This is a genomic window from Staphylococcus sp. HMSC34G04, assembly GCF_001838765.1.
GTDB classification, from domain to species: domain Bacteria; phylum Bacillota; class Bacilli; order Staphylococcales; family Staphylococcaceae; genus Staphylococcus; species Staphylococcus epidermidis.
Genome location: NZ_KV838685.1, coordinates 1 through 20,659, shown reverse-complemented (window position 1 = coordinate 20,659; position 20,659 = coordinate 1). Strand labels below are relative to the sequence as shown.

Below are 20,659 nucleotides of genomic sequence, written 5' to 3'. Positions count from 1 at the left end.
ATATTGATAAAAAATCAATAGTAAAATTTCATCTTTACTAACTACGCTATTATTATTTGTTTTATTTTATACATTCATATCGTTTGTTAATGTACATCCATCACTTATAAATAAAGGAATATACTTTTCTAACCTACAATTCTATTTTCTTTTAATGAATATTTTTTTAATCTATTCAAATGTGTTTTGAATAAATTTAAACAAAATGGTTTTATAATTTTTCAATTTGGTCAAATTCAACTTCTACAGGTGTTTCACGACCAAACATATCCACAAGTACAGTAAGCTTGAATTTATCCGCTTCAATCTCTTGTACTTCTCCAACTTGATTAGCAAAAGGACCTGATTGGATACGAACTTGTTCTCCAACATCGAGTTCAACATCTATTGTTTTCTCTTTAAGACCCATTTGCTTAAGAATGAAGCGTACTTCTTCAGGAAGTAGTGGGTTAGGTTTTGAGCCTGCACCTGCAGATCCGACAAATCCTGTAACTCCAGGAGTATTTCTAACTACATACCACGACTCATCTGTCATGATTAACTCAACTAACACATATCCAGGAAATGTTTTCTTCACAAGCTTTTTAGCTTTCCCGTCCTTAACTTGAGTTTCTTCCTCTTCTGGTATGACAACTCTGAAAATTTGTTCAGTCATATTCATAGATTCTACTCTTTTTTCTAAATTCTTTTTAACTTTATTTTCATATCCAGAATAGGTATGTACAGCATACCAACGCTTAGCGCCTACTTCTTCAGACATGTCTTCACTCCTAACCTAAAAATAATTGTTTTAATGCATTAATTCCTATGTCTAAGGCATAGAAAAAGACTAAGAAGAATATCACTGTAGATACAACTATTATTGTATATTTAAATAATTCTTCCTTAGTTGGCCAACTCGTCTTTTCCATTTCTGACTTAACACCTTTAAAGAAACTTTCTTTTTTAGCCATCATAAGACCTCCACACTCTATGACTTTCTAATGAAAGTCATATTCAATTAATTGATATCATCTTATTTTGATTCTTTATGAACTGTATGCGCGTTACATCTTGGACAGTATTTTTTTAAAGTAAGTCTCGTTGCTGAGCCTTCTTTTTTAGGAACATTGTAATTCCGATTGCCACAATTCTCACAATTCAAAGGTACTTTCTTCACAATTATTCACCTTTACTCATTATAATACCAATATACTATACATAAGTATTGTATTAAATGTCAAACTTATACGCCACGCTATAATTTCCTCACTATACAGTATACTCTTTACATATTATTTTCTTATTTAAAACTTCTTTTAAGTTTCCATTTACTACGTTGAATCGCATTATAAACAACTTTGGATTCTAAATTTAAAACCATGGCAATCTCTTTTGGCTTGTAATCATTAAGTAGTAATCGAATAATACGTCTTTCCATTCGACTGAGTTTGTCTTCGCTTCTTTTAAAAGCTAATGTTAATTCTTTTCTAATTATCGATCTTTCTATATCGTTTAATGCCAAAGTAGCATTATATTCAACAATACATTCATTAACAAGTAGCGGTTGACGTTTATAATTCGCTCTTACTTTTCTAAGATAGTCATATTTAACCGAACGAATTAAGAAGTAAATATAATGTTCTATTGGTACACCTTGTTGATGGTCGAATTTATGCAAGGCACGGTAGAATTTAATAACAATCTCTTGATACATGTCCTCAATGTCATACTTATTATGGGAGATATACCTTATTTTTTTGTAAATCAGTGGCTTTAGTTCTTCTATTAAAGACTCAAATAGTTCTTCAGAACATTTATTTTCTGTTTGCGATAGACACATTGCTGTATATTCTTGTTGCTGTTTATTCAGATTCATATATCTAACCTTTCGAGTAAGTTGAAATTAGTTTATATGAAATCTATCTAAAATCACAACAGAGCAAAATTAGTCTTTTTTCTGATTGCCACGTCTAATCTTTTCAAATTCTTCAAGTATCTCATTAGATAACGGAATTCTAATTCTTGGTTTCTTTTCGCTAAAATCATCAAGTGACTTGTTAACAACAACCTCATTTTCTTTTAATTCGCGCCACATTTCTCTTGAAGAAATACGATATGCACCTGAACCAAAAATAGCATGTTGTTCACTCATATCACTTGTTACAACGGTAATGTGTGTCGTGTGTTTATTATATAGTTCATACACGTAGCGTTCTATAAAACTATCTGCAGTTTCTTTTTCTTTAGTAAAGATTGTTTTGACGCCATGATAGAAGTATTCCCTTTCTATCCCTGACTGTTCATAGGCATCAAATACACAGACAATTTCATCTGCTATTAATGCATTGTAGTTGGCAATTGTGTCTAATAATTGCTCTCTAGCTTCTTCTAAATTCTCTTTAGCAACAGTGCTAAGTGTTGAGGATTGGCCAATCATATTGTAGCCATCTATAATTAAGTATCTTTTCTTCATGACTTTTCCTCTAACTGATGACGTTTACGATATACTTCATACATCATTAAACTTGCAGCCACAGAAGCGTTCAAGCTATTGACATGTCCAACCATTGGAATCTTAATATGAAAATCACACTTATCACTCACTAAACGACTCATACCTTGCCCCTCACTACCTATAACAATACCTAGTGACATATCTGCTTGTAAATCTCTATAATCCGTTGCATTACTAGCTTCTGTACCCGCAATCCAAAAGCCGCTGTCTTTTAATTCATCGATAGTTTTCGAAAGATTAGTAACTCTTATGACCGGAACATGCTGAATCGCTCCTGTAGAAGCTTTGGCAACGGTCTGTGTTAACGCAACTGATCGTCTTTTAGGTATAATAACCGCATCAACACCAGAAGCATCTGCTGTTCTTAATATAGAGCCAAGATTATGCGGATCTTCTAAACCATCTAAAATGATAACAGTTGAATAACGGTCTTTTTTCTTTTGTTTTTGTAAAAATTCATCGAAGTTTGCATATTCATATGGGGCTACTAAAGCAGCCACACCCTGGTGAGGTGCATTTGCTAAAAAATCTAATTTAGATTTTGGTACCGTTTGTACAATTAATTTTTGTGATTTTGCATTTTTTAAAATGTCGTTAATTTGTTGCTTTTTTATACCATCTTGAATCAAAATCTTATTTATGGCGTGACCTGATATAATTGCTTCTTTAACTGCGTGTCTACCTACTATCACTATATCTTCCACATTCACACTACCTTTCATCCACTATCCTAACAATTGTTTCTAATAAGTTTTCTAATCGTTCTGATTGATGATCTAAATATAAAAATCCGATAACAGCTTCTAACGCTGAACTTTTACGATAAGTTTGAATGTCAGTATTTTTAGCCTTTGTATAACTTTTAGCGTTACGTCCTCGTTTTAAAACACTTAGCTCTTCCTCTGTAAACCAGTCAATCTCTAACAAATACTCTAAAGTCTCAGCTTGACTTTTCGCTGAAACGTAACTTTTCGATACTTGGTGCAAACGATGAGGTTTACTTTGTAATTTTAGCACGATATATTCACGCACATGTTGATCAAGTACTGCATCACCCATATATGCCAATGTTAAAGGATTAAGAAGTTTTACATTCATATGTTTAGCCACGTTTAAATCTTACACCTTGTGGGGTATCTTCTAAAATGATATGACGTGTTTTTAACATATCTCTAATTTCATCTGCTCGTGCGAAATCTTTATTTTTACGTGCTTCATTACGCTCCTCAATCAATTGTTCAATGTCTTCATCTAGTAACTCTTCTGTTTCTTTACTCTTAAGTGGTACACCAAGAACGTCACTAAAAATGCTATACACTTCTTTAAATCTATTTAAAACTTTTGTTGAAGTTGTGTTTTCTAATACATATTTATTTGCAAGTTTAGCTAAGTCATACCATGCAGTTACTGCATTAGCAGTATTAAAGTCATCATCCATTACTGTTTCAAATTGATTTAGTATTTTATCTATTTGTTGTATATATTCTGATTGTTCTTCCAAATCTGTAGCAATTTCTTCTCTTTCCTCAATTAACTTGTAGCTATTACGTATACGTTCAAGACCACTTCGCGCCGCACCTACTAATTCTAAATTGTAGTTTATTGGGCTACGATAATGCACACTAATCATAAAGAATCGTAATACGTCTGGATCGACTTCTTTAATGATATCGTGAACTAAAATGAAATTTCCTAGAGACTTACTCATTTTCTCATTATCAATATTAATAAAACCATTATGCATCCAATAATTTGCGAAAGGAGCATGATTATGAGCCTCTGATTGAGCAATTTCATTTTCATGATGCGGAAATTGTAAATCTGAACCACCTGCGTGAATATCTATTGTAGGTCCTAGTTCATGATAAGCCATTACCGAACATTCAATGTGCCAACCTGGTCTACCTTTACCAAACGGACTATTCCAACTAATTTCCCCTGGCTTAGCTTTCTTCCATAAAGTAAAATCTAACGCATCTTCTTTTTGTTCTCCAGCTTCAATACGAGCGCCAACTTTCAAATCATCTAATGATTGATGACTTAACTTACCATATCCATCAAATTGACGTGTTCTAAAATAGACATCACCGTCACTTTCATATGCATAACCTTCATCTACTAATTCCTTGATAAAATCAATAATTTCACCCATATGGTGCATCACACGCGGATTAGATGTAGCCTTTTTCACATTCAAAGCACCAACGTCCTCATAAAAAGCTTTAATATACTTTTCAGCAATTTCAGGAACACTTTCATTGAGTTCTTTAGAGCGATTAATGAGTTTATCATCAACGTCTGTGAAATTAGAAACATAAATGACCTCATATCCCTTATATTCGAAATATCTTCTGACTACATCATAATTAATAGCTGGTCGTGCATTTCCAATATGAATATAATTGTAAACTGTCGGCCCACATACATACATTTTGACCTTACCTGGTTCAATGGGCTCAAACGTCTCTTTCCGACGTGTTAAGGTATTATATAATGTAATCATCTTGAATCTCTCCATTCTTAGCTTTTTCAAGCTGTCTTTCTAAGTGTTTAATTTGTTCAAAAAGTGGATCAGGTAAGTTACGGTGATCAAATGTTTTACCAATACGTCTACCTTCTTGTTTAACAATGTGACCTGGTATACCTACTACAGTTGTATAACTAGGAACTGACTGTAATACTACAGAATTAGCTCCAATATTCACATTTGATTCAATTTTTATATTACCTAATATCTTAGATCCAGCTGCTATCAACACATTATCACCAATATCAGGATGGCGCTTTCCTTTTTCTTTACCTGTACCACCTAAAGTAACTCCTTGATAAATAGTGACATTATCACCAATTGTACATGTTTCTCCAATAACTACACCCATGCCATGGTCGATAAATAAACGCTTACCAATTTTTGCACCTGGATGTATTTCGATTCCGGTGAAAAAACGTGATAATTGAGAAATCATTCTGGCTGCTACATAACGTCTATTTTTATATAATTTATGGGCAATTAAGTGACTCCAAACTGCATGTAATCCAGCGTAAGTAGTTATTACTTCTAAAGTCGAGCGCGCTGCAGGATCCTGTTCAAACACCATCTTTATATCGTCTCTCATTCTTTTTAACACGAACGTCTCCCCCTTAGTCTAATCAAATTAATTTCAACACGTTTAAATCACTACACGGAATATCACTGATAGCATAGTTTAAAAATATGAAAAGAGCACCTCTAACATTTGTTGCTAGAGGCGCTCTCGCACGGTTCCACTCTTCATTTAATAGCAATACTCATATTTGATTTATTACTATTCTCATCTCAATTATTTATTTTTATTAACAAAGGTGCATTCATTAATATTTATGATGTGCTCACAGCTCCTGCACACTCTCTGACACATAAACATTTAACTACTAATCCTTTGAATCATTTTATATTTATAATCATATGTTGTCACTTGTAAAATTTCAAGTCGTAAACACTTTATGACTTAATATTTATTAAATAAATAACTAATCCTATTTATTTAAACAAGTTTTTTTAAGCGTGACAATACTTTATCTTTGCCTAATACTTCAATTGTGTTAGGTAATTCAGGACCATGCATTTGTCCAGTAACAGCAACACGAATAGGCATAAATAATTGTTTACCTTTAATACCAGTTTCTTTTTGAACTTCTTTAATCATTTTTTTAATTTCAGTTGCCTCAAATGATTCTAAAGATTCTAATTTACCATATAAATGGTTCATTAGTTCTGGCACTTGTTCTCCTTGTAATACCTCTTGTTCATCTTTTCCTAGTTCCGGCATTTCATGGAAGAACATTTCTGATAATGGAACAATTTCACCAGCGTAACTCATTTCTTTTTGATACAACGCTATTAATTTACGTCCCCATTCTCTATCCTTTTCTGATGGGTTTTCAGGTATAAGATTAGCCTTGATTAAATGAGGTAATGCAAGTTCAAATACTGTTTCTGTATCTTTTGTTTTCATATACTGGTTGTTAACCCAAGCAAGTTTTTGTCTATCGAACATAGCTGGAGACTTAGACAAGCGTTTTTCATCAAAAATCTTTATAAATTCTTCTTTAGAAAAGATTTCCTCTTCACCTTCAGGTGACCAACCTAATAATGTAATAAAGTTAAATAATGCTTCTGGAAGATATCCTAAATCACGATATTGCTCGATAAATTGTAGGATTTGACCATCCCGCTTGCTTAACTTTTTACGCTCTTCATTAACAATGAGTGACATATGACCAAAACGAGGTGCTTCCCATCCAAATGCTTCATATATCATTAACTGCTTAGGTGTATTCGAAACATGGTCATCACCACGTATAACATCTGATATTTGCATATAATGATCATCTACGGCAACTGCAAAATTATAAGTCGGAACACCATCTTTTTTTACAATTACCCAGTCTCCGATATTGTCAGATTCAAAGGAAATTTCTCCTTTAACCATGTCATTGAACGTATATGTTTGATCTTTAGGCACACGGAAACGAATTGATGGTTTACGCCCTTCCGCTTCGTACTGTTGACGCTGTTCTTCTGTTAAGTGCGCATGTTGTCCACCATATCTTGGCATCTCTCCACGGGCAATTTGAGCTTCACGCTCTGCTTCTAACTCTTCTTCAGTCATATAACATTTATATGCTTTGTCTTCCTCTAATAGCTGTTGAATTAGTGGATTATAGATTTCTGCACGTTCAGATTGACGATAAGGTCCAAAACCTTTATCTTTATCGACGGATTCATCCCAATCCAAACCTAACCATTTTAGATTATCGAATTGTGAAGATTCACCATCTTTTAAATTACGTTTACTATCTGTATCTTCGATGCGAACAACAAAATCACCATTATAATGTTTAGCAAATAAATAATTGAATAATGCTGTTCTTGCATTACCAATATGCAAATATCCTGTTGGACTTGGCGCATATCTTACTCTGATACGTTCACTCATTATTTTCACTCCTACTATTAATTGTGTGGATAATAAATAGCCAAATATTAATTAAAATACTTTGCAAATTATACATCAATAAAATGATAACTATGACCACTAACAAAATATGCAAATAAATGCAGTAGTTTATTGTAAGTCGTTTAATTTTAAAAAAGTTATTCAAACGATAAGGATACGCTAAAGTATACCTTGATGAATAACTTGATTAAATATTGAATATTCTAATCCACCTAACATTTCAATAATATTGTAGCACTTAAAGGCCTCTTTGATAAGTCACATGTTTAATATGTATAACCTGTTAAATAAAACCAATTTGAAATATTTCAATTAAATATAGCACCTAAATTCGTAAGGTACGTTTCACATGAAACCCTTATTCTAACAAAGATAATCTATTAAATTTTCAGTCAACAAATTTCGCAAAAACAATTCTTCCTGATGATGTTTGTAACAAACTTAAGACCTCTAAATCAACCTGTTGACCAATGTAACTCTTCGCGTTATCAACAACCACCATTGTACCATCATCTAAATATCCTACGCCTTGTCCTGGCTCTTTACCTATCTTCGTTAATAAAATACTTAACTGGTCGCCTTGATGTACATTAGGTTTGATTGCTTCCGATAAATCATTAACGTTGAGTGCAGTAATTCCTTGAACATGACATACTTTATTTAAATTAAAATCAGTCGTAATCACATGTGCGTGATACTGTTGTGCTAATTTAATTAATAATGTATCTATATCACTATGGGATTGAGTTGGATGTATAACGCGTGTAGGGTAATCTAAATCATAAAGTTGATTCAAAATATCTAATCCTCTTTGACCTTTTTCACGTTTCACGCTATCTTTAGCATCCGCTATAACTTGTAATTCATTTATAACGCCTTGTGGTATTAATATATCACCATCGATAAATCCGCAACGTATAATATCTAATATCCTTCCATCGATAATTGCACTTGTATCTACAATCTTAGGTGTCGCTCTTCGTGTATTATTAGACATCGAACGTGCCATATTCTCTGGTAAAAACATAAGCATTTCATCTCTTTTTTTCAGACCAAATTGAAAGCCTAAATAACATAAAATAATAGTGATAATCATAGGTACAAAGTGATTTAATATGGAATTACCTATCATTTCTAAGATAAAAGAAACCATCACTGAAATAAATAAACCAATAATTAAACCAATTGTAGCAAATAATATTTCTACCGCACTGCGTCTCATGATTAATTGTTCAAATTGTTTAAAAGCATATGTTACTTTATTAATGAATAATCCAAATATAATAAAAAATATAATAATGCCTATGAAACTATCTACATAATAATTAGTGATAACCGCATGGTGATGAATGCCAAGATCTTTAACAACTTCAGGTATAATTATAACACCAAGAGCTGCACCAACAATGATATAGATTGCTACAACAATTGCTTTTGTTATATTCAATTTATATCCTCCTTCCATTGATGTTATATCGTAGTATGGCTTAATAATACGGCTTATCTCGGTTTTGAATGTAATGCATATTTTAAAGCTTCATGTACTGATGAAACACCAACGACTTGGATGCCTTCTGGGAATGTCCAACCTCCAATATTTGTCTGTGGAATAATAGCTCTTTTAAACCCTAGTTTGGCCGCTTCTTGAACACGTTGCTCTATGCGAGATACTCTGCGTACTTCACCTGTTAATCCAACTTCACCCACAAAACAATCTAATCCATCAACAGCTTGATCTTTAAAACTTGATGCTGTCGCAACAATAATACTTAAATCAACAGCAGGTTCTGTTAATTTGACGCCACCTGCTACTTTAATATAGGCATCTTGTTGTTGGAGTAAATAGTTTTCCTTTTTTTCTAGAACCGCCATAAGTAAACTTAATCGATTATGATCTATACCTGTAGCCATTCGTCTAGGATTATTAAATGTAGTTGGTGTAACAAGCGCTTGGACTTCAATGAGTAGTGGTCTTGTTCCTTCCATAGTGGGGACGATTGTAGAGCCCGGAACATTTGTAGAACGTTCCTCTAAAAACATTTCAGAAGGATTAAGTACACCTTTTAATCCACTTTGCTTCATTTCGAAAATCCCCATCTCATTTGTAGAACCAAATCTATTTTTTACTGCTCTAAGGATACGATAAGCGTGATGCTCGTCTCCTTCAAAATAAAGAACTGTATCAACCATATGTTCCAATAATCTTGGTCCGGCGATTTGTCCTTCTTTTGTTACGTGTCCCACAATAAATGTGGCAATATTCATCTGTTTAGCAATGTTCATTAAACTTTGTGTACTCTCTCTTACTTGTGATACCGATCCAGGTGCAGAACTAATTTCCGGATGATAGATTGTTTGAATCGAATCAACAACAAGTAAGTCAGGTCTCTCTTCTTTTACAGCTTGATGTATCACTTCTAAATCAGTTTCGGCTAAAACATTAAGATGACTAGAATCTTCTTCCAAACGATCAGCGCGCAACTTAGTTTGATTAATAGATTCCTCACCAGTAATATATAAAACATTCTTATTTTGTGACAGCGCAGCACAAATTTGTAGCAATAAAGTCGACTTACCAATACCTGGGTCTCCACCTATTAGTACTAATGAACCACTTACAATACCTCCACCTAAAACGCGGTTAAATTCCTTTGATTCTGTAAGTAGTCTAGGGGTAGCTTCATGCTTAACACTATTTAACTTTTGTACCTTACCTGCTGTTTCTTTTGTTTTTACACCATGTTTAGGATGAGCAACCTTTTCTACTATTTCTTCCATTTGATTCCACGCGCCGCAGTTAGGGCACTTACCCATCCACTTAGGAGATTGATAGCCACATGCCATACATTCGAATATTACTTTTTTCTTGGCCATTGAGACACCTCCGATTTAATATGAACAAATCTATTTTAAACTGACAAGTTGAATCTGACAAATTAAAAATAAATAATGATGTTGATAACACTTATAAGTCTATAACCCTTTCATAATATTTCTATAATGAACCTATAACATTTATCATATGCTTATCTGTTTATACATTCTGGCAATTACCTTAATGATGATTCAGCAAAAATATAAGTGAATTTTTAAATAAAAACTAGGAACCTTTGATTTAGCGGTCTATTAATTTTATAAAAAAGCAATATTATAAAGATAATCATGTCATCGATAATTAATAAGAAATAAAACAATAACCTATGAAAAATCTCATAATACTGTTTTCATTTAATATGTGAACCAATGATTAAAAGCGATTCATTATTTAGTAATGAACTAAAATATTATGATTAACAAATATTGTTAAGTACATCATTAAAAATTTCAAATTGATTTCCCTCATTCTGTGTTACTTATCTTAGTAAATAAAATGCCTGAGACAACGATTGTCCCAGGCATTTTATTTATTGGCAATTGACAACCGAGTTTTACTTAGTCTAATCTCAATTTTCAACTCTAGTCCTCATTGCCAAGTGAGACAGCGAATTACTTAAGCTTTCTATCTCACTCTTTTTAATTTAATATTTAACGTTATAATTGTAGTAATTCAATATGTGAAATTAAAGTTATAAAAATTTAATTATGATTCTGTTGTTTCTTTTTTGGTTGTACTTTCATGAATATCATACTTAAATTCTTTACCATCATGATCAATTGTTACTTCTTTACCTTCAATTTTATTTCCATCTAAAATCAATTCACTTAAATTATCTTCAACCGTTTTTTGAATTGCTCTAATGAGTGGTCTAGCACCATATTCAGGATCATATCCTTCTTCTGCAATTTTTTCTTTCGCTTTATCAGTAACAACAATATTAATATTTTGCTCTGAAAGACGGTGTGTAAGTTTATTTACCATCATTGTAACAATTTCTTTTAATTCATCTTTTGTAAGTTTATGGAAGACAATAATGTCATCAACACGGTTTAAGAATTCTGGTCGGAATGAATTTTTTAATTCTTTCATCATTGTTTTTCTGACAGTTTCGTAGTCACTACCTTCTGAAGCACCTCCGAAACCAGCAAAGCGTTGGTCTTGTAATTCTTGAGCTCCCACATTAGAAGTCATAATAATCACAGTATTACGGAAGTCCACAGTACGACCTTTAGTATCTGTTAAATGACCATCATCTAAAACTTGTAGAAGAATATTAAAAACGTCAGGATGTGCTTTCTCAATTTCATCAAATAAAATGACAGAGTATGGTTTACGTCTAACTTTTTCAGTCAATTGACCGCCGTCATCATGTCCTACATATCCTGGAGGTGCACCAACTAATCGACTGACAGCATGTTTCTCCATAAATTCACTCATATCTACGCGAATCATTGCATCATCTTCACCAAACATAGATTCAGCTAAAGCACGTGCTAATTCAGTTTTACCGACACCTGTAGGTCCTAAGAAAATAAAACTACCGATTGGACGTTTTGGATCTTTAAGACCAGCACGAGCTCTTCGAACAGCTTTACTAATTGAATTGACAGCATCGTTTTGTCCAATGACACGTTTATGAAGTGTATCTTCAAGATTCAATAAACGATCTGATTCAGTTTCATTAATTTTAGTTAGAGGAATACCCGTCCAACCAGCTATTACTTCAGCGATATTTTCTTCAGATAAGGCAGTATCTAAACCACCTTGTGCATTTTTCCATTCATTTTTAGCATCTTCATATTGCTTTTCAAGTTTAGATTGCTTATCTCTTAAATTAGCGGCATTTTCAAATTCTTGGGCATGAACTGCAGCATCTTTTTCATTTTTTACTTTATCAATTTCTTGTTCAATCTCTTTTAAATTACTTGGAGTTGTATGACTTTTAAGTCTAACTTTTGAACTTGCCTCATCAATTAAGTCAATGGCTTTATCGGGCAAGAAACGATCTGAAACATAGCGATCACTCAATTTAGCAGCCGCTTCTAAAGCTTCATCTGAAATATTAATTCTGTGATGAGCCTCATAACGGTCACGTAATCCTTTTAAGATTTCAATCGTGTCTTCAACTGTAGGTTCATCCACTTGAATTGGTTGGAAACGACGTTCTAGTGCAGCGTCTTTTTCTATATTTTTACGATATTCATCTAATGTTGTGGCACCTATACATTGCAATTCTCCGCGAGCTAAAGCAGGTTTTAAAATATTAGATGCATCAATTGCTCCTTCTGCGCCACCAGCACCAACTAAAGTATGAAGTTCATCGATAAATAGAATAACATTACCAGCTTGATGAATTTCCTCCATTACTTTTTTCAATCTTTCTTCAAATTCACCACGATATTTAGTGCCAGCTACGACTGTACCCATATCTAATGACATTACACGTTTGTCTTTTAAAGTTTCTGGTACTTCATTTTTAACAATTGCTTGCGCAAGTCCCTCAGCAATTGCTGTTTTACCAACACCGGGTTCACCAATTAGCACAGGATTATTTTTAGTACGACGACTTAAAACTTCAATTACACGAGTAATCTCTTTATCTCGTCCTACAACTGGATCTAACGTTCCATCTTTAGCAATAACAGTTAAATCTCTAGCTAATCCATCTAATGTAGGCGTGTTATTAGACTTATTAGCTTGCGCATTTTTATTACTCATTTCTGGACTTCCTAAAGCTTTTACAACTTGGGCACGTGCTTTAGTAATATTTAAATCTAGGTTTGCAAACACACGTGCTGCAACACCTTCATTTTCTCTAATTAAACCTAATAGAATATGCTCTGTTCCTACAAAGTTATGATGTAGCTTTCGAGCTTCATCCATAGACAGTTCAATTACTTTTTTTGCTCTCGGTGTATAATGTAGTGTGCCCATTTGCTCTTGACCGTGACCGATAAGTTTTTCAACTTCTTCGATGACTTTATCTTCAGTAATATTAAAACTTTCTAATACCTTTGCAGCTATACCTTCTGGCTCTTTCATTAAACCAAGCAAAAGATGTTCTGTTCCAATATTAGAATGGTTCAAACGAATTGCTTCTTCTTGTGCATGTGCCAACACACGTTGTGCACGCTCTGTCAATCTACCAAATAACATGTATAAATACCTCCTATTTTATATGCTCTCTTAATAAATCAGCTCTTTTTTCATTTACTGTTCTATTATCTTCGTCATCTATTAAAAATGGCGACTGTATTGCTACCATTAATTCATTAAATTTAAAATTTTCAAGCAAAATATAATTCAAATCAATACCTAGTTTCACTTCGCTTAAACGATATGAGGCTTCTTCCATAGAAATAATTCTACTGTTTTGTAGTACACCTAATGATCGATAAACTCTATCTAGTGTCTCTACAGGATTGTGTTTATCAAGTCTTTCTCTTATTTGCTTTTCTTCATTTATAATTTGATTTACGACTTCAGTTAAGTTATCGATGATGGCTTCTTCTGTTTTCCCTAATGTAAGTTGATTTGAAACCTGATAAATATGACCATATACTTGTGACCCTTCTCCGTATATACCTCGAATTGTAAATCCAAAACGGTTAATTGTTTGTGCAATTCTGTTCATTCTTTTCATAATGGAGAGTCCAGGTAAATGTAACATCACACTTGCACGCATTCCTGTACCAATATTAGTAGGACAGGTAGTTAAATATCCTAAATGCTCATCATAACTAATGTCTAACGCTTTATCTAATTCATCATCAATTTTAGAAGCACGTTGATATAAATCCTTTAGCGATAAATCAGTTCCTAGAGCCTGTATTCGTATATGATCTTCTTCGTTTATCATGACACTTACCGATTCATCATCATTTAACATTACTGCTGAAGCAGGTTGTTTCACTAGTTCAGGACTTACAAGATGTTTCGCAACCAATTTCATTTTACTTTGTTGATCCATCGTATCTAAACGATTTAAAGTTAAGTTGGGAAGCACATCTTGAACTTCATTAATCACTCGATATCCTTCTTGCTCTGAAGGGAACATAAGTGGATGGACATGATTTTCAAGATTTCTAGCTAATCGAATTCTAGAAGAAATAATAACAGGTGTCTCCTCAGACATCTTCATCCACTCACTAATATTAGTATGGATATTACTCATCATGAGACACCTCGCTTTCACTTTTTAAAGCTTTAATTTCATCACGAACAATCGCTGCCTCTTCAAACTCTTGATCATTTATCAATTTATTTAGATATTTTGATTTTTCTTCAATTTGCTTTTTTATTGCAAGTTTCTTATACGATGATTGTGGTGTTTTTCCTACATGCTCAAATTGACCACCTTGAACACGTTGAACTATATCAATGATGTCTTCTTTAAACGTAGCATAACAATCAGCACACCCAAACTTACCAACATGTGCAATATCCTTAAGTGTCATCTGACATGTTGGGCATCTTTTTTCTTCTTTAAATGCCATCTCATGAAAATTAATACCATGTTTTGCAGCAAGGTGTTGAAGTATCTGCTTCACCACAAATGCTTCTTCTATATCGTCTTGGTGTGTATGATACGTATTATCATCGTTAGAATGTAACCAGGGATTTTCTCCTTGGGCACATACTGAACATACCCATTTTTCATGCGTACTATCTATACCTTTAACAGTAAGTTTAACTTCCGCTTCATTAAAATGGCAATTTTCACAAAGCAATTTTAAACACCTCACCTAACCTAGTAATAATTAATAACTGGTAGTAATCGTTTTAAGATATTAGCTCTTATAATATCGCGTGCAACAACATCCATTTTTAAAGTTTCTCTATCGATAATGGTCTGTATCATTTTAGCTTCTCTTTCATTAATCAAACCTTTATCTAACAAACCATCTATGACATAATACCCTTGTTGTTGAGAAATAGATGGACCTATTAATTGTAGTAAGTGATTAATATAACCTGTTGCATCTTTATTTTCAATTTTAGTGATTCGAATGTAGCCACCGCCACCACGTTTACTTTCAATTTCATAACCATGTTCATTGGTGAAACGTGTCTTAATAACATAGTTAAGTTGAGAAGGAACACAATCGAAACGTTGAGCAATATGAGCGCGTTGTATTTCTACAACATCTTCATCTGCTTCTTCAAATAACCGCTTAATGTATTGTTCTATGATGTCAGACATATTGTGCATAGATATCACCTCTTTTTTGACCTTCTTTGACTATATTATATGACCATCTTTGACCTTTTTCAACCAATTTGATTTTAAAATTTCAAATTAATGATGTTAGCGTGTTCATTTTGTTGTATGATAGAAAATAGAAAAAATTTAAAGGAATGAAAAAATATGCATATTGTGATTGGGATATTAGGAATCATTTTCTTTTTAGCACTAGCAGTTTTATTTAGTTCAGACAGAAAAAATATTCGCTGGCGATATGTTGGATTACTATTAGTAATTCAATTAATATTTGCATTTATATTACTCAAAACTAATTTGGGAATTTCAGTTATTGGGGGTATTTCAGATGGTTTTAATTATTTATTAGCTAAAGCAGCGGTCGGTGTCAATTTTGTATTTGGTGGCTTTAAATTTGTTGATCCTAAACAACCACCATTCTTCTTTAGCGTTTTGTTACCTATTGTTTTTATTTCAGCATTGATAGGTATATTACAATATACACGAATACTGCCACTAATTATTAACTTACTGGGATTTTTAATTTCAAAGATTAATGGAATGGGCCGTTTAGAATCTTACAATGCGGTCGCAGCAGCAATTCTAGGACAATCTGAAGTCTTTATCTCATTAAAAAAACAATTACCTTACATACCTAAACAACGCTTATATACATTAACTGCTTCAGCGATGTCAACAGTATCAGCATCAATTATAGGCGCTTATTTTACACTTATTGAACCAAAATATGTTGTGACTGCAGTAGTGCTTAACTTGTTTGGTGGTTTTATCATTGCATCTATCATTAATCCTTATAAAGTCAATGAGGAAGACGACAAATTATTAATTGATGAGAACGAAACAAAAAAACAATCTTTCTTTGAAATGCTTGGGGAGTATATACTAGATGGATTTAAAGTAGCAGTTATTGTAGGCGCTATGCTAATAGGTTATATTGCAATTATTGCTTTATTAAATGGAATGGTGAGTGGAATCTTAAGCTTTGTGTCTGGCGGTGCTATTAAATGGAACTTCCAAACGCTTATTGGATTTATTTTTGCACCTTTCGCTTTTTTAACTGGAATACCATGGCAAGATGCAGTTCAATCTGGTTCAGTAATGGCTACAAAATTACTATCTAATGAATTTGTAGCAATGCAAGATTTAGGTAAAGCGACTGGATTATCGGAACATGCTAAAGGAATTACCTCTGTCTTCTTAGTATCATTCGCAAACTTTAGTTCAATTGGTATTATTTCAGGAGCTATTAAATCATTGAATGATGAAAAAGGTGACGTTGTTGCTCGTTTCGGAATAAAATTATTATTTGGTGCAACACTTGTTTCGTTTATATCAGCGGCTATTGCAGGATTCTTCATCTAATAACATACGTAGATTTAAGCAAGAGTAACGTTTTGTTTCTCTTGCTTTTATTTTAATTCAAATCGTAAAGATACATTTTTCTAAATTCCGAGCTTCTTCAATGACACTCAATCTGTCAATGTATTGAAAAAGCCTGAGACAAGTGTTTGTCCCAGACTTCTTCCTACGATTAGTCAAGTACTTATAATTAAAATAAGCATTACTTTACTTAACCTTTCTCATTTCATTTTCCTATACACGGTTTTAGGAACCCAACATACTACAAACGAATTTCAAAAGGCGAGAGTAAAGCTGACTTGTTTTTTATACGGATTTAAAATCCAAGAGTCTGGACAGTCTACTCCTCTCTATAACTATAAAAAATAGCTATGAAAAAATCTATCGTCATAGATTTCTTCATAGCTAATCTTAGTATGTTTTAAATGATTTAAATATTAGAATTTTGACAAATAATTAGAACAATCAATCGTTATCGCATACGTAGAGTAAAATAATCTACAATTTATAAAACTTCTTTCAAAATAAATTGTTAAATTTGATAGAAAGTAATTTGAAAATCAAATATTACAAAATGATTAGTGTTTAATCATATGTTCAATAAAATACTTAGTGATACGATAATCATCAGTTAGTTCTGGATGGAAAGAAACACCGAGATATTGTCCTTGTTTGACGGCTACTATTTTATCTCCAACTTTACTAAGTATTTCCACTCCGTTATCCACTTTAGCAATATGAGGTGCTCTAATAAATACTCCCTCAATATCATTTGCTATCCCTTTAATATCAAGTTCAGATTCAAAGCTATCGACTTGTCTACCGAATGAATTACGCTCAACAGTTATGTCTAATTTCTTTAAATAACCAGACTCATTTTCAACATTTTTTGCAAGAACGATTAATCCAGCACATGTTCCAAACATTGGCATATCTAAATGTTGTAACTTTTCTTTAAATCCATATAAATCCATTAAACGACGTAATGTTGTTGACTCGCCACCAGGTAATATTAGACCATCAATTTCATTTAGCTGCTCTACTCTTTTTATAGCAATGCCTTCATAACCACTTAATTCAATATGACGAATATGTTCACGTACAGCACCTTGTAAGGCTAAAACACCAATTTTAATCATTACCAACCACGCTCTTGCATTCTTTCTTCTAGTGAAATTTGATTAATATCTAGACCTTTCATAGCCGTACCTAGCTCACTTGCCAATTTTCCAATTAACTCATAATCTTGATAATGTGTAGTAGCTTGAACGATAGCTTTAGCAAATTTTTCAGGATCTTCAGATTTAAATATACCTGAACCAACAAATACACCATCTGCACCTAATTCCATCATTAGTGCTGCATCCTGAGGCGTAGCAACACCACCAGCTGCAAAATTAACTACAGGAAGACGTCCATTATCTTTAATTTGTTTTAATACTTCATAAGGTGCACCCAAATCTTTTGCAAATGTCATAATTTCATCATCGTTCATAACTGTTAAACGGCTAACTTCAGAATTAACACGTCGCATATGACGAACAGCTTCAACTATATTACCAGTACCAGGTTCACCTTTCGTACGCAACATCGCCGCACCTTCACCAATGCGTCGTGCTGCTTCACCTAAGTTACGACAGCCACACACAAAAGGAACTGTAAATTGATCTTTTCTTAAATGATATTCTTCGTCTGCAGGTGTTAGCACTTCAGACTCATCTATATAGTCAACACCCATCGATTCTAAAACTCTCGCTTCTGTAATATGACCAATTCTGGCTTTAGCCATAACAGGAATTGAAACAGCATTCATAACTTCTTCAACTATTTTAGGGTTTGCCATACGTGCAACACCACCAGCAGCACGAATATCTGATGGTACACGCTCTAATGCCATTACGGCAACAGCTCCGGCTTCTTCAGCAATTTTCGCTTGTTCTGCATTAACGACGTCCATAATGACACCGCCTTTTTGCATTTCAGCCATTCCTCTTTTCACTCGATCTGATCCTACTATTTTAGACATACTACTTACCCCTTTTCTTATTGATTAAATATATTTTACGAGATAAACTGATATTTAAAAAGGTTCAATTTGTACATAAAGATAGGGGTCAGTTAATTGAAAGTAAATCAACCACTTTATTTATCGTTATATGAAAAGTTAAAAAATCAAATTATCGAAGGTCAATATCAATCAAATGATAGATTTCCATCTAAACGACAGTTAAGTAACTATTTATCTGTTAGCCACACTACAATAGAACATGCATATCAATTACTTGTAGATGAAGGTTTCATTTATTCGAAACCTAGATCTGGATACTTCGTTTCCGATATAGAATCATTGCCAGTGATACATCGACAAACAAATCAATTAAACACTGATAACTTAGAAAAGAAGCAACGACAATATAAATATGCTTTTAATTTAGCTGAAATTGATTCTGAAAGTTTTCCTATGCATATTTTTAGAAAATATGCGAAAGACGTTTTTGAAGATCATCAGCTATCACTATTACAACGAGGTGAGCGTCAAGGAGAATATATTTTAAGGCAACAAATTTCACATTACTTATTTAATAGTCGTGGCGTCACTTGTCACCCAAATCAAGTTATTATTGGATCATCAACAAGCCAGTTACTCGATATGATAACCAATTTACTAAAAAAAGAAGAGTTTATTATTGAACAGCCAAGTTATCCACCAATTAAACATACGCTTGATAAAAAAGGTATAAGTTATATTCAGGTACCAGTTGAACAAAATGGAATACAAATCGATCCTATTTTACATACAAATAACAATATTTTATATATAACACCTTCTCATCAATTTCCAACTGGTTATGTCACCAATTTAAAAAAAAGAACGCAATTAATCAATTGGTCGCATCAAGCAAAGCAAAGATATATTATTGAAGATGATTATGATTCAGAATTTAGATATTTTGGCAAACCCATACCTGCATTACAAAGTTTAGACACAAAAGGAAAAGTCATTTATATTAGTACTTTCTCAAAATCTTTATATCCAAGCTGTAGGATTGCATATATTGTTTTGCCACAAAATTTAATGAACAAATATAATAATCAAAAATATAAAGAAGGAAATACAGTGCCAGTGCACATTCAACACATGGTTGCTCAATTCATGATAAGTGGGAAATTTGAAAGACATTTGAATAAAATGCGAAAGATTTATAGAGATAAACTTGATTATATTTTAAAACGATTAAAGCCATACAATACTCAAATAAAGATTGAAGGCGCACTAACTGGAATGCATTTTACAATAACTGTTAATAATGGATTGTCGATGAAACAATGTTTAAAAAATGCGAAAAAAAATAATTTAAAATTAAAACCTTATCATTACGAAAATTATTCTAAAGCTTATCCAAAATTTATTTTAGGATTTGGGGGGATAAAAAAAGAAGAATTAGAAGACCATGTTAATACATTAATTCATTCACTCGTTATATAAATACTAGACTTTAAGAAACTTTAAAATGCTTTAATTATTGTTACGATACATTACAGTAATTAAAGCATTTAAGGTTAGATATGCTACTTAACCTTTATAAGCCACAAATGAAATTACCTCTTATAAAAGTTATTAAGTAGCTAATTTATTTATCAATACTTTCTTTTTTAGAACTCTTTTCATATAAAAAAAGAGACCTTTCGGTCTCGATTAGGCT

The 20,659-nt window shown here is 32.8% G+C and carries 20 protein-coding genes; 2 read left to right on the top strand and 18 right to left on the bottom strand.

Annotated elements, in window-relative coordinates; translation table 11 throughout:
- Positions 1-211 precede the first annotated feature (211 nt).
- The 16 genes from nusG to HMPREF3241_RS00025 all read right to left on the bottom strand — a co-directional run bounded on the left by nusG (position 212) and on the right by HMPREF3241_RS00025 (position 15,587).
- The gene (gene nusG, locus HMPREF3241_RS00100) at positions 212-760 is read right to left on the bottom strand and encodes a transcription termination/antitermination protein NusG (protein ID WP_002458643.1); all 549 of its coding nucleotides are present in this window, start codon (positions 758-760) and stop codon (positions 212-214) included.
- Between the two features lie 10 nt (positions 761-770).
- On the bottom strand, positions 771-953 hold the full coding sequence (secE, locus tag HMPREF3241_RS00095) for a preprotein translocase subunit SecE (RefSeq protein WP_002438679.1): 183 nt from the start codon (positions 951-953) through the stop codon (positions 771-773).
- A gap of 62 nt (positions 954-1,015) precedes the next feature.
- Positions 1,016-1,159 (bottom strand): 50S ribosomal protein L33, encoded by a 144-nt coding sequence (gene rpmG / locus HMPREF3241_RS00090; protein WP_001832285.1) that lies wholly within the window; start codon positions 1,157-1,159, stop codon positions 1,016-1,018.
- Positions 1,160-1,282: 123 nt separating this feature from the next.
- Complete coding sequence (locus HMPREF3241_RS00085) at positions 1,283-1,858, bottom strand: sigma-70 family RNA polymerase sigma factor (protein WP_002458644.1); 576 nt, start codon at positions 1,856-1,858, stop codon at positions 1,283-1,285.
- A 69-nt stretch (positions 1,859-1,927) separates the two neighbouring features.
- Positions 1,928-2,455, bottom strand: coding sequence for an NYN domain-containing protein (locus HMPREF3241_RS00080; RefSeq protein ID WP_001832317.1), 528 nt, complete (start codon positions 2,453-2,455; stop codon positions 1,928-1,930).
- Positions 2,452-3,201: a 23S rRNA (guanosine(2251)-2'-O)-methyltransferase RlmB gene (rlmB, locus tag HMPREF3241_RS00075; protein WP_002458646.1), complete on the bottom strand. Its 750-nt coding sequence runs from the start codon at positions 3,199-3,201 to the stop codon at positions 2,452-2,454. The genes HMPREF3241_RS00080 and rlmB overlap by 4 nt, the downstream gene beginning before the upstream one ends.
- 7 nt (positions 3,202-3,208) lie before the next feature.
- The gene (locus HMPREF3241_RS00070) at positions 3,209-3,595 is read right to left on the bottom strand and encodes a Mini-ribonuclease 3 (RefSeq protein WP_002486691.1); all 387 of its coding nucleotides are present in this window, start codon (positions 3,593-3,595) and stop codon (positions 3,209-3,211) included.
- Between the two features lie 4 nt (positions 3,596-3,599).
- The gene (cysS, locus tag HMPREF3241_RS00065; RefSeq protein ID WP_038813066.1) at positions 3,600-5,000 is read right to left on the bottom strand and encodes a cysteine--tRNA ligase; all 1,401 of its coding nucleotides are present in this window, start codon (positions 4,998-5,000) and stop codon (positions 3,600-3,602) included.
- Positions 4,984-5,613 (bottom strand): serine O-acetyltransferase, encoded by a 630-nt coding sequence (cysE, locus tag HMPREF3241_RS00060; protein ID WP_172952487.1) that lies wholly within the window; start codon positions 5,611-5,613, stop codon positions 4,984-4,986. The genes cysS and cysE overlap by 17 nt, the downstream gene beginning before the upstream one ends.
- A 408-nt stretch (positions 5,614-6,021) precedes the next feature.
- Positions 6,022-7,476 (bottom strand): glutamate--tRNA ligase, encoded by a 1,455-nt coding sequence (gltX, locus tag HMPREF3241_RS00055; protein ID WP_038813067.1) that lies wholly within the window; start codon positions 7,474-7,476, stop codon positions 6,022-6,024.
- Positions 7,477-7,885: 409 nt separating this feature from the next.
- Positions 7,886-8,944, bottom strand: coding sequence for a PIN/TRAM domain-containing protein (locus HMPREF3241_RS00050; RefSeq protein WP_002475537.1), 1,059 nt, complete (start codon positions 8,942-8,944; stop codon positions 7,886-7,888).
- A gap of 53 nt (positions 8,945-8,997) precedes the next feature.
- Positions 8,998-10,371, bottom strand: a complete 1,374-nt coding sequence (gene radA / locus HMPREF3241_RS00045; RefSeq protein WP_002486697.1) for a DNA repair protein RadA — start codon at positions 10,369-10,371, stop codon at positions 8,998-9,000.
- Positions 10,372-11,077: 706 nt separating this feature from the next.
- Positions 11,078-13,531 carry an ATP-dependent Clp protease ATP-binding subunit gene (locus tag HMPREF3241_RS00040; RefSeq protein WP_002458652.1) on the bottom strand — a complete coding sequence of 818 codons (2,454 nt, stop codon included), beginning with the start codon at positions 13,529-13,531 and terminating at the stop codon, positions 11,078-11,080.
- A gap of 13 nt (positions 13,532-13,544) precedes the next feature.
- On the bottom strand, positions 13,545-14,552 hold the full coding sequence (locus HMPREF3241_RS00035; protein ID WP_080035617.1) for a protein arginine kinase: 1,008 nt from the start codon (positions 14,550-14,552) through the stop codon (positions 13,545-13,547).
- Positions 14,542-15,105, bottom strand: coding sequence for a UvrB/UvrC motif-containing protein (locus HMPREF3241_RS00030; RefSeq protein WP_002475503.1), 564 nt, complete (start codon positions 15,103-15,105; stop codon positions 14,542-14,544). Before HMPREF3241_RS00030 ends, HMPREF3241_RS00035 begins: the two co-directional genes overlap by 11 nt.
- A gap of 20 nt (positions 15,106-15,125) precedes the next feature.
- Positions 15,126-15,587 (bottom strand): CtsR family transcriptional regulator, encoded by a 462-nt coding sequence (locus HMPREF3241_RS00025; RefSeq protein ID WP_001832288.1) that lies wholly within the window; start codon positions 15,585-15,587, stop codon positions 15,126-15,128.
- Positions 15,588-15,743: 156 nt separating this feature from the next.
- Between HMPREF3241_RS00025 and HMPREF3241_RS00020 the strand changes: the two genes are divergently transcribed.
- Positions 15,744-16,958, top strand: a complete 1,215-nt coding sequence (locus tag HMPREF3241_RS00020) for a NupC/NupG family nucleoside CNT transporter (RefSeq protein WP_002458655.1) — start codon at positions 15,744-15,746, stop codon at positions 16,956-16,958.
- Positions 16,959-17,533: 575 nt separating this feature from the next.
- On the opposite strand, the gene pdxT is transcribed toward HMPREF3241_RS00020, so the two are convergent.
- Together pdxT and pdxS are read right to left on the bottom strand one after the other, a co-directional pair.
- Complete coding sequence (gene pdxT / locus HMPREF3241_RS00015; protein WP_032603020.1) at positions 17,534-18,091, bottom strand: pyridoxal 5'-phosphate synthase glutaminase subunit PdxT; 558 nt, start codon at positions 18,089-18,091, stop codon at positions 17,534-17,536.
- Positions 18,092-18,093: 2 nt separating this feature from the next.
- The gene (pdxS, locus tag HMPREF3241_RS00010) at positions 18,094-18,981 is read right to left on the bottom strand and encodes a pyridoxal 5'-phosphate synthase lyase subunit PdxS (RefSeq protein ID WP_001830030.1); all 888 of its coding nucleotides are present in this window, start codon (positions 18,979-18,981) and stop codon (positions 18,094-18,096) included.
- A 96-nt stretch (positions 18,982-19,077) separates the two neighbouring features.
- Here pdxS and HMPREF3241_RS00005 point away from each other — a divergent pair, with 96 nt between their 5' ends.
- The gene (locus tag HMPREF3241_RS00005) at positions 19,078-20,442 is read left to right on the top strand and encodes a MocR-like pyridoxine biosynthesis transcription factor PdxR (protein ID WP_038813070.1); all 1,365 of its coding nucleotides are present in this window, start codon (positions 19,078-19,080) and stop codon (positions 20,440-20,442) included.
- Positions 20,443-20,659 lie beyond the last annotated feature (217 nt).

What these genes read in the sequence shown, in the direction of transcription:
- nusG (WP_002458643.1), bottom strand. Translation starts at nt 760, where the DNA reads ATGTCTGAAGAAGTAGGCGCTAAGCGTTGGTATGCTGTACATACCTAT.
- secE (WP_002438679.1), bottom strand. Translation starts at nt 953, where the DNA reads ATGGCTAAAAAAGAAAGTTTCTTTAAAGGTGTTAAGTCAGAAATGGAA.
- HMPREF3241_RS00085 (WP_002458644.1), bottom strand. Translation starts at nt 1,858, where the DNA reads ATGAATCTGAATAAACAGCAACAAGAATATACAGCAATGTGTCTATCG.
- HMPREF3241_RS00080 (WP_001832317.1), bottom strand. Translation starts at nt 2,455, where the DNA reads ATGAAGAAAAGATACTTAATTATAGATGGCTACAATATGATTGGCCAA.
- HMPREF3241_RS00070 (WP_002486691.1), bottom strand. Translation starts at nt 3,595, where the DNA reads ATGAATGTAAAACTTCTTAATCCTTTAACATTGGCATATATGGGTGAT.
- cysS (WP_038813066.1), bottom strand. Translation starts at nt 5,000, where the DNA reads ATGATTACATTATATAATACCTTAACACGTCGGAAAGAGACGTTTGAG.
- cysE (WP_172952487.1), bottom strand. Translation starts at nt 5,613, where the DNA reads ATGAGAGACGATATAAAGATGGTGTTTGAACAGGATCCTGCAGCGCGC.
- gltX (WP_038813067.1), bottom strand. Translation starts at nt 7,476, where the DNA reads ATGAGTGAACGTATCAGAGTAAGATATGCGCCAAGTCCAACAGGATAT.
- radA (WP_002486697.1), bottom strand. Translation starts at nt 10,371, where the DNA reads ATGGCCAAGAAAAAAGTAATATTCGAATGTATGGCATGTGGCTATCAA.
- HMPREF3241_RS00040 (WP_002458652.1), bottom strand. Translation starts at nt 13,531, where the DNA reads ATGTTATTTGGTAGATTGACAGAGCGTGCACAACGTGTGTTGGCACAT.
- HMPREF3241_RS00035 (WP_080035617.1), bottom strand. Translation starts at nt 14,552, where the DNA reads ATGATGAGTAATATCCATACTAATATTAGTGAGTGGATGAAGATGTCT.
- HMPREF3241_RS00025 (WP_001832288.1), bottom strand. Translation starts at nt 15,587, where the DNA reads ATGCACAATATGTCTGACATCATAGAACAATACATTAAGCGGTTATTT.
- HMPREF3241_RS00020 (WP_002458655.1), top strand. Translation starts at nt 15,744, where the DNA reads ATGCATATTGTGATTGGGATATTAGGAATCATTTTCTTTTTAGCACTA.
- pdxS (WP_001830030.1), bottom strand. Translation starts at nt 18,981, where the DNA reads ATGTCTAAAATAGTAGGATCAGATCGAGTGAAAAGAGGAATGGCTGAA.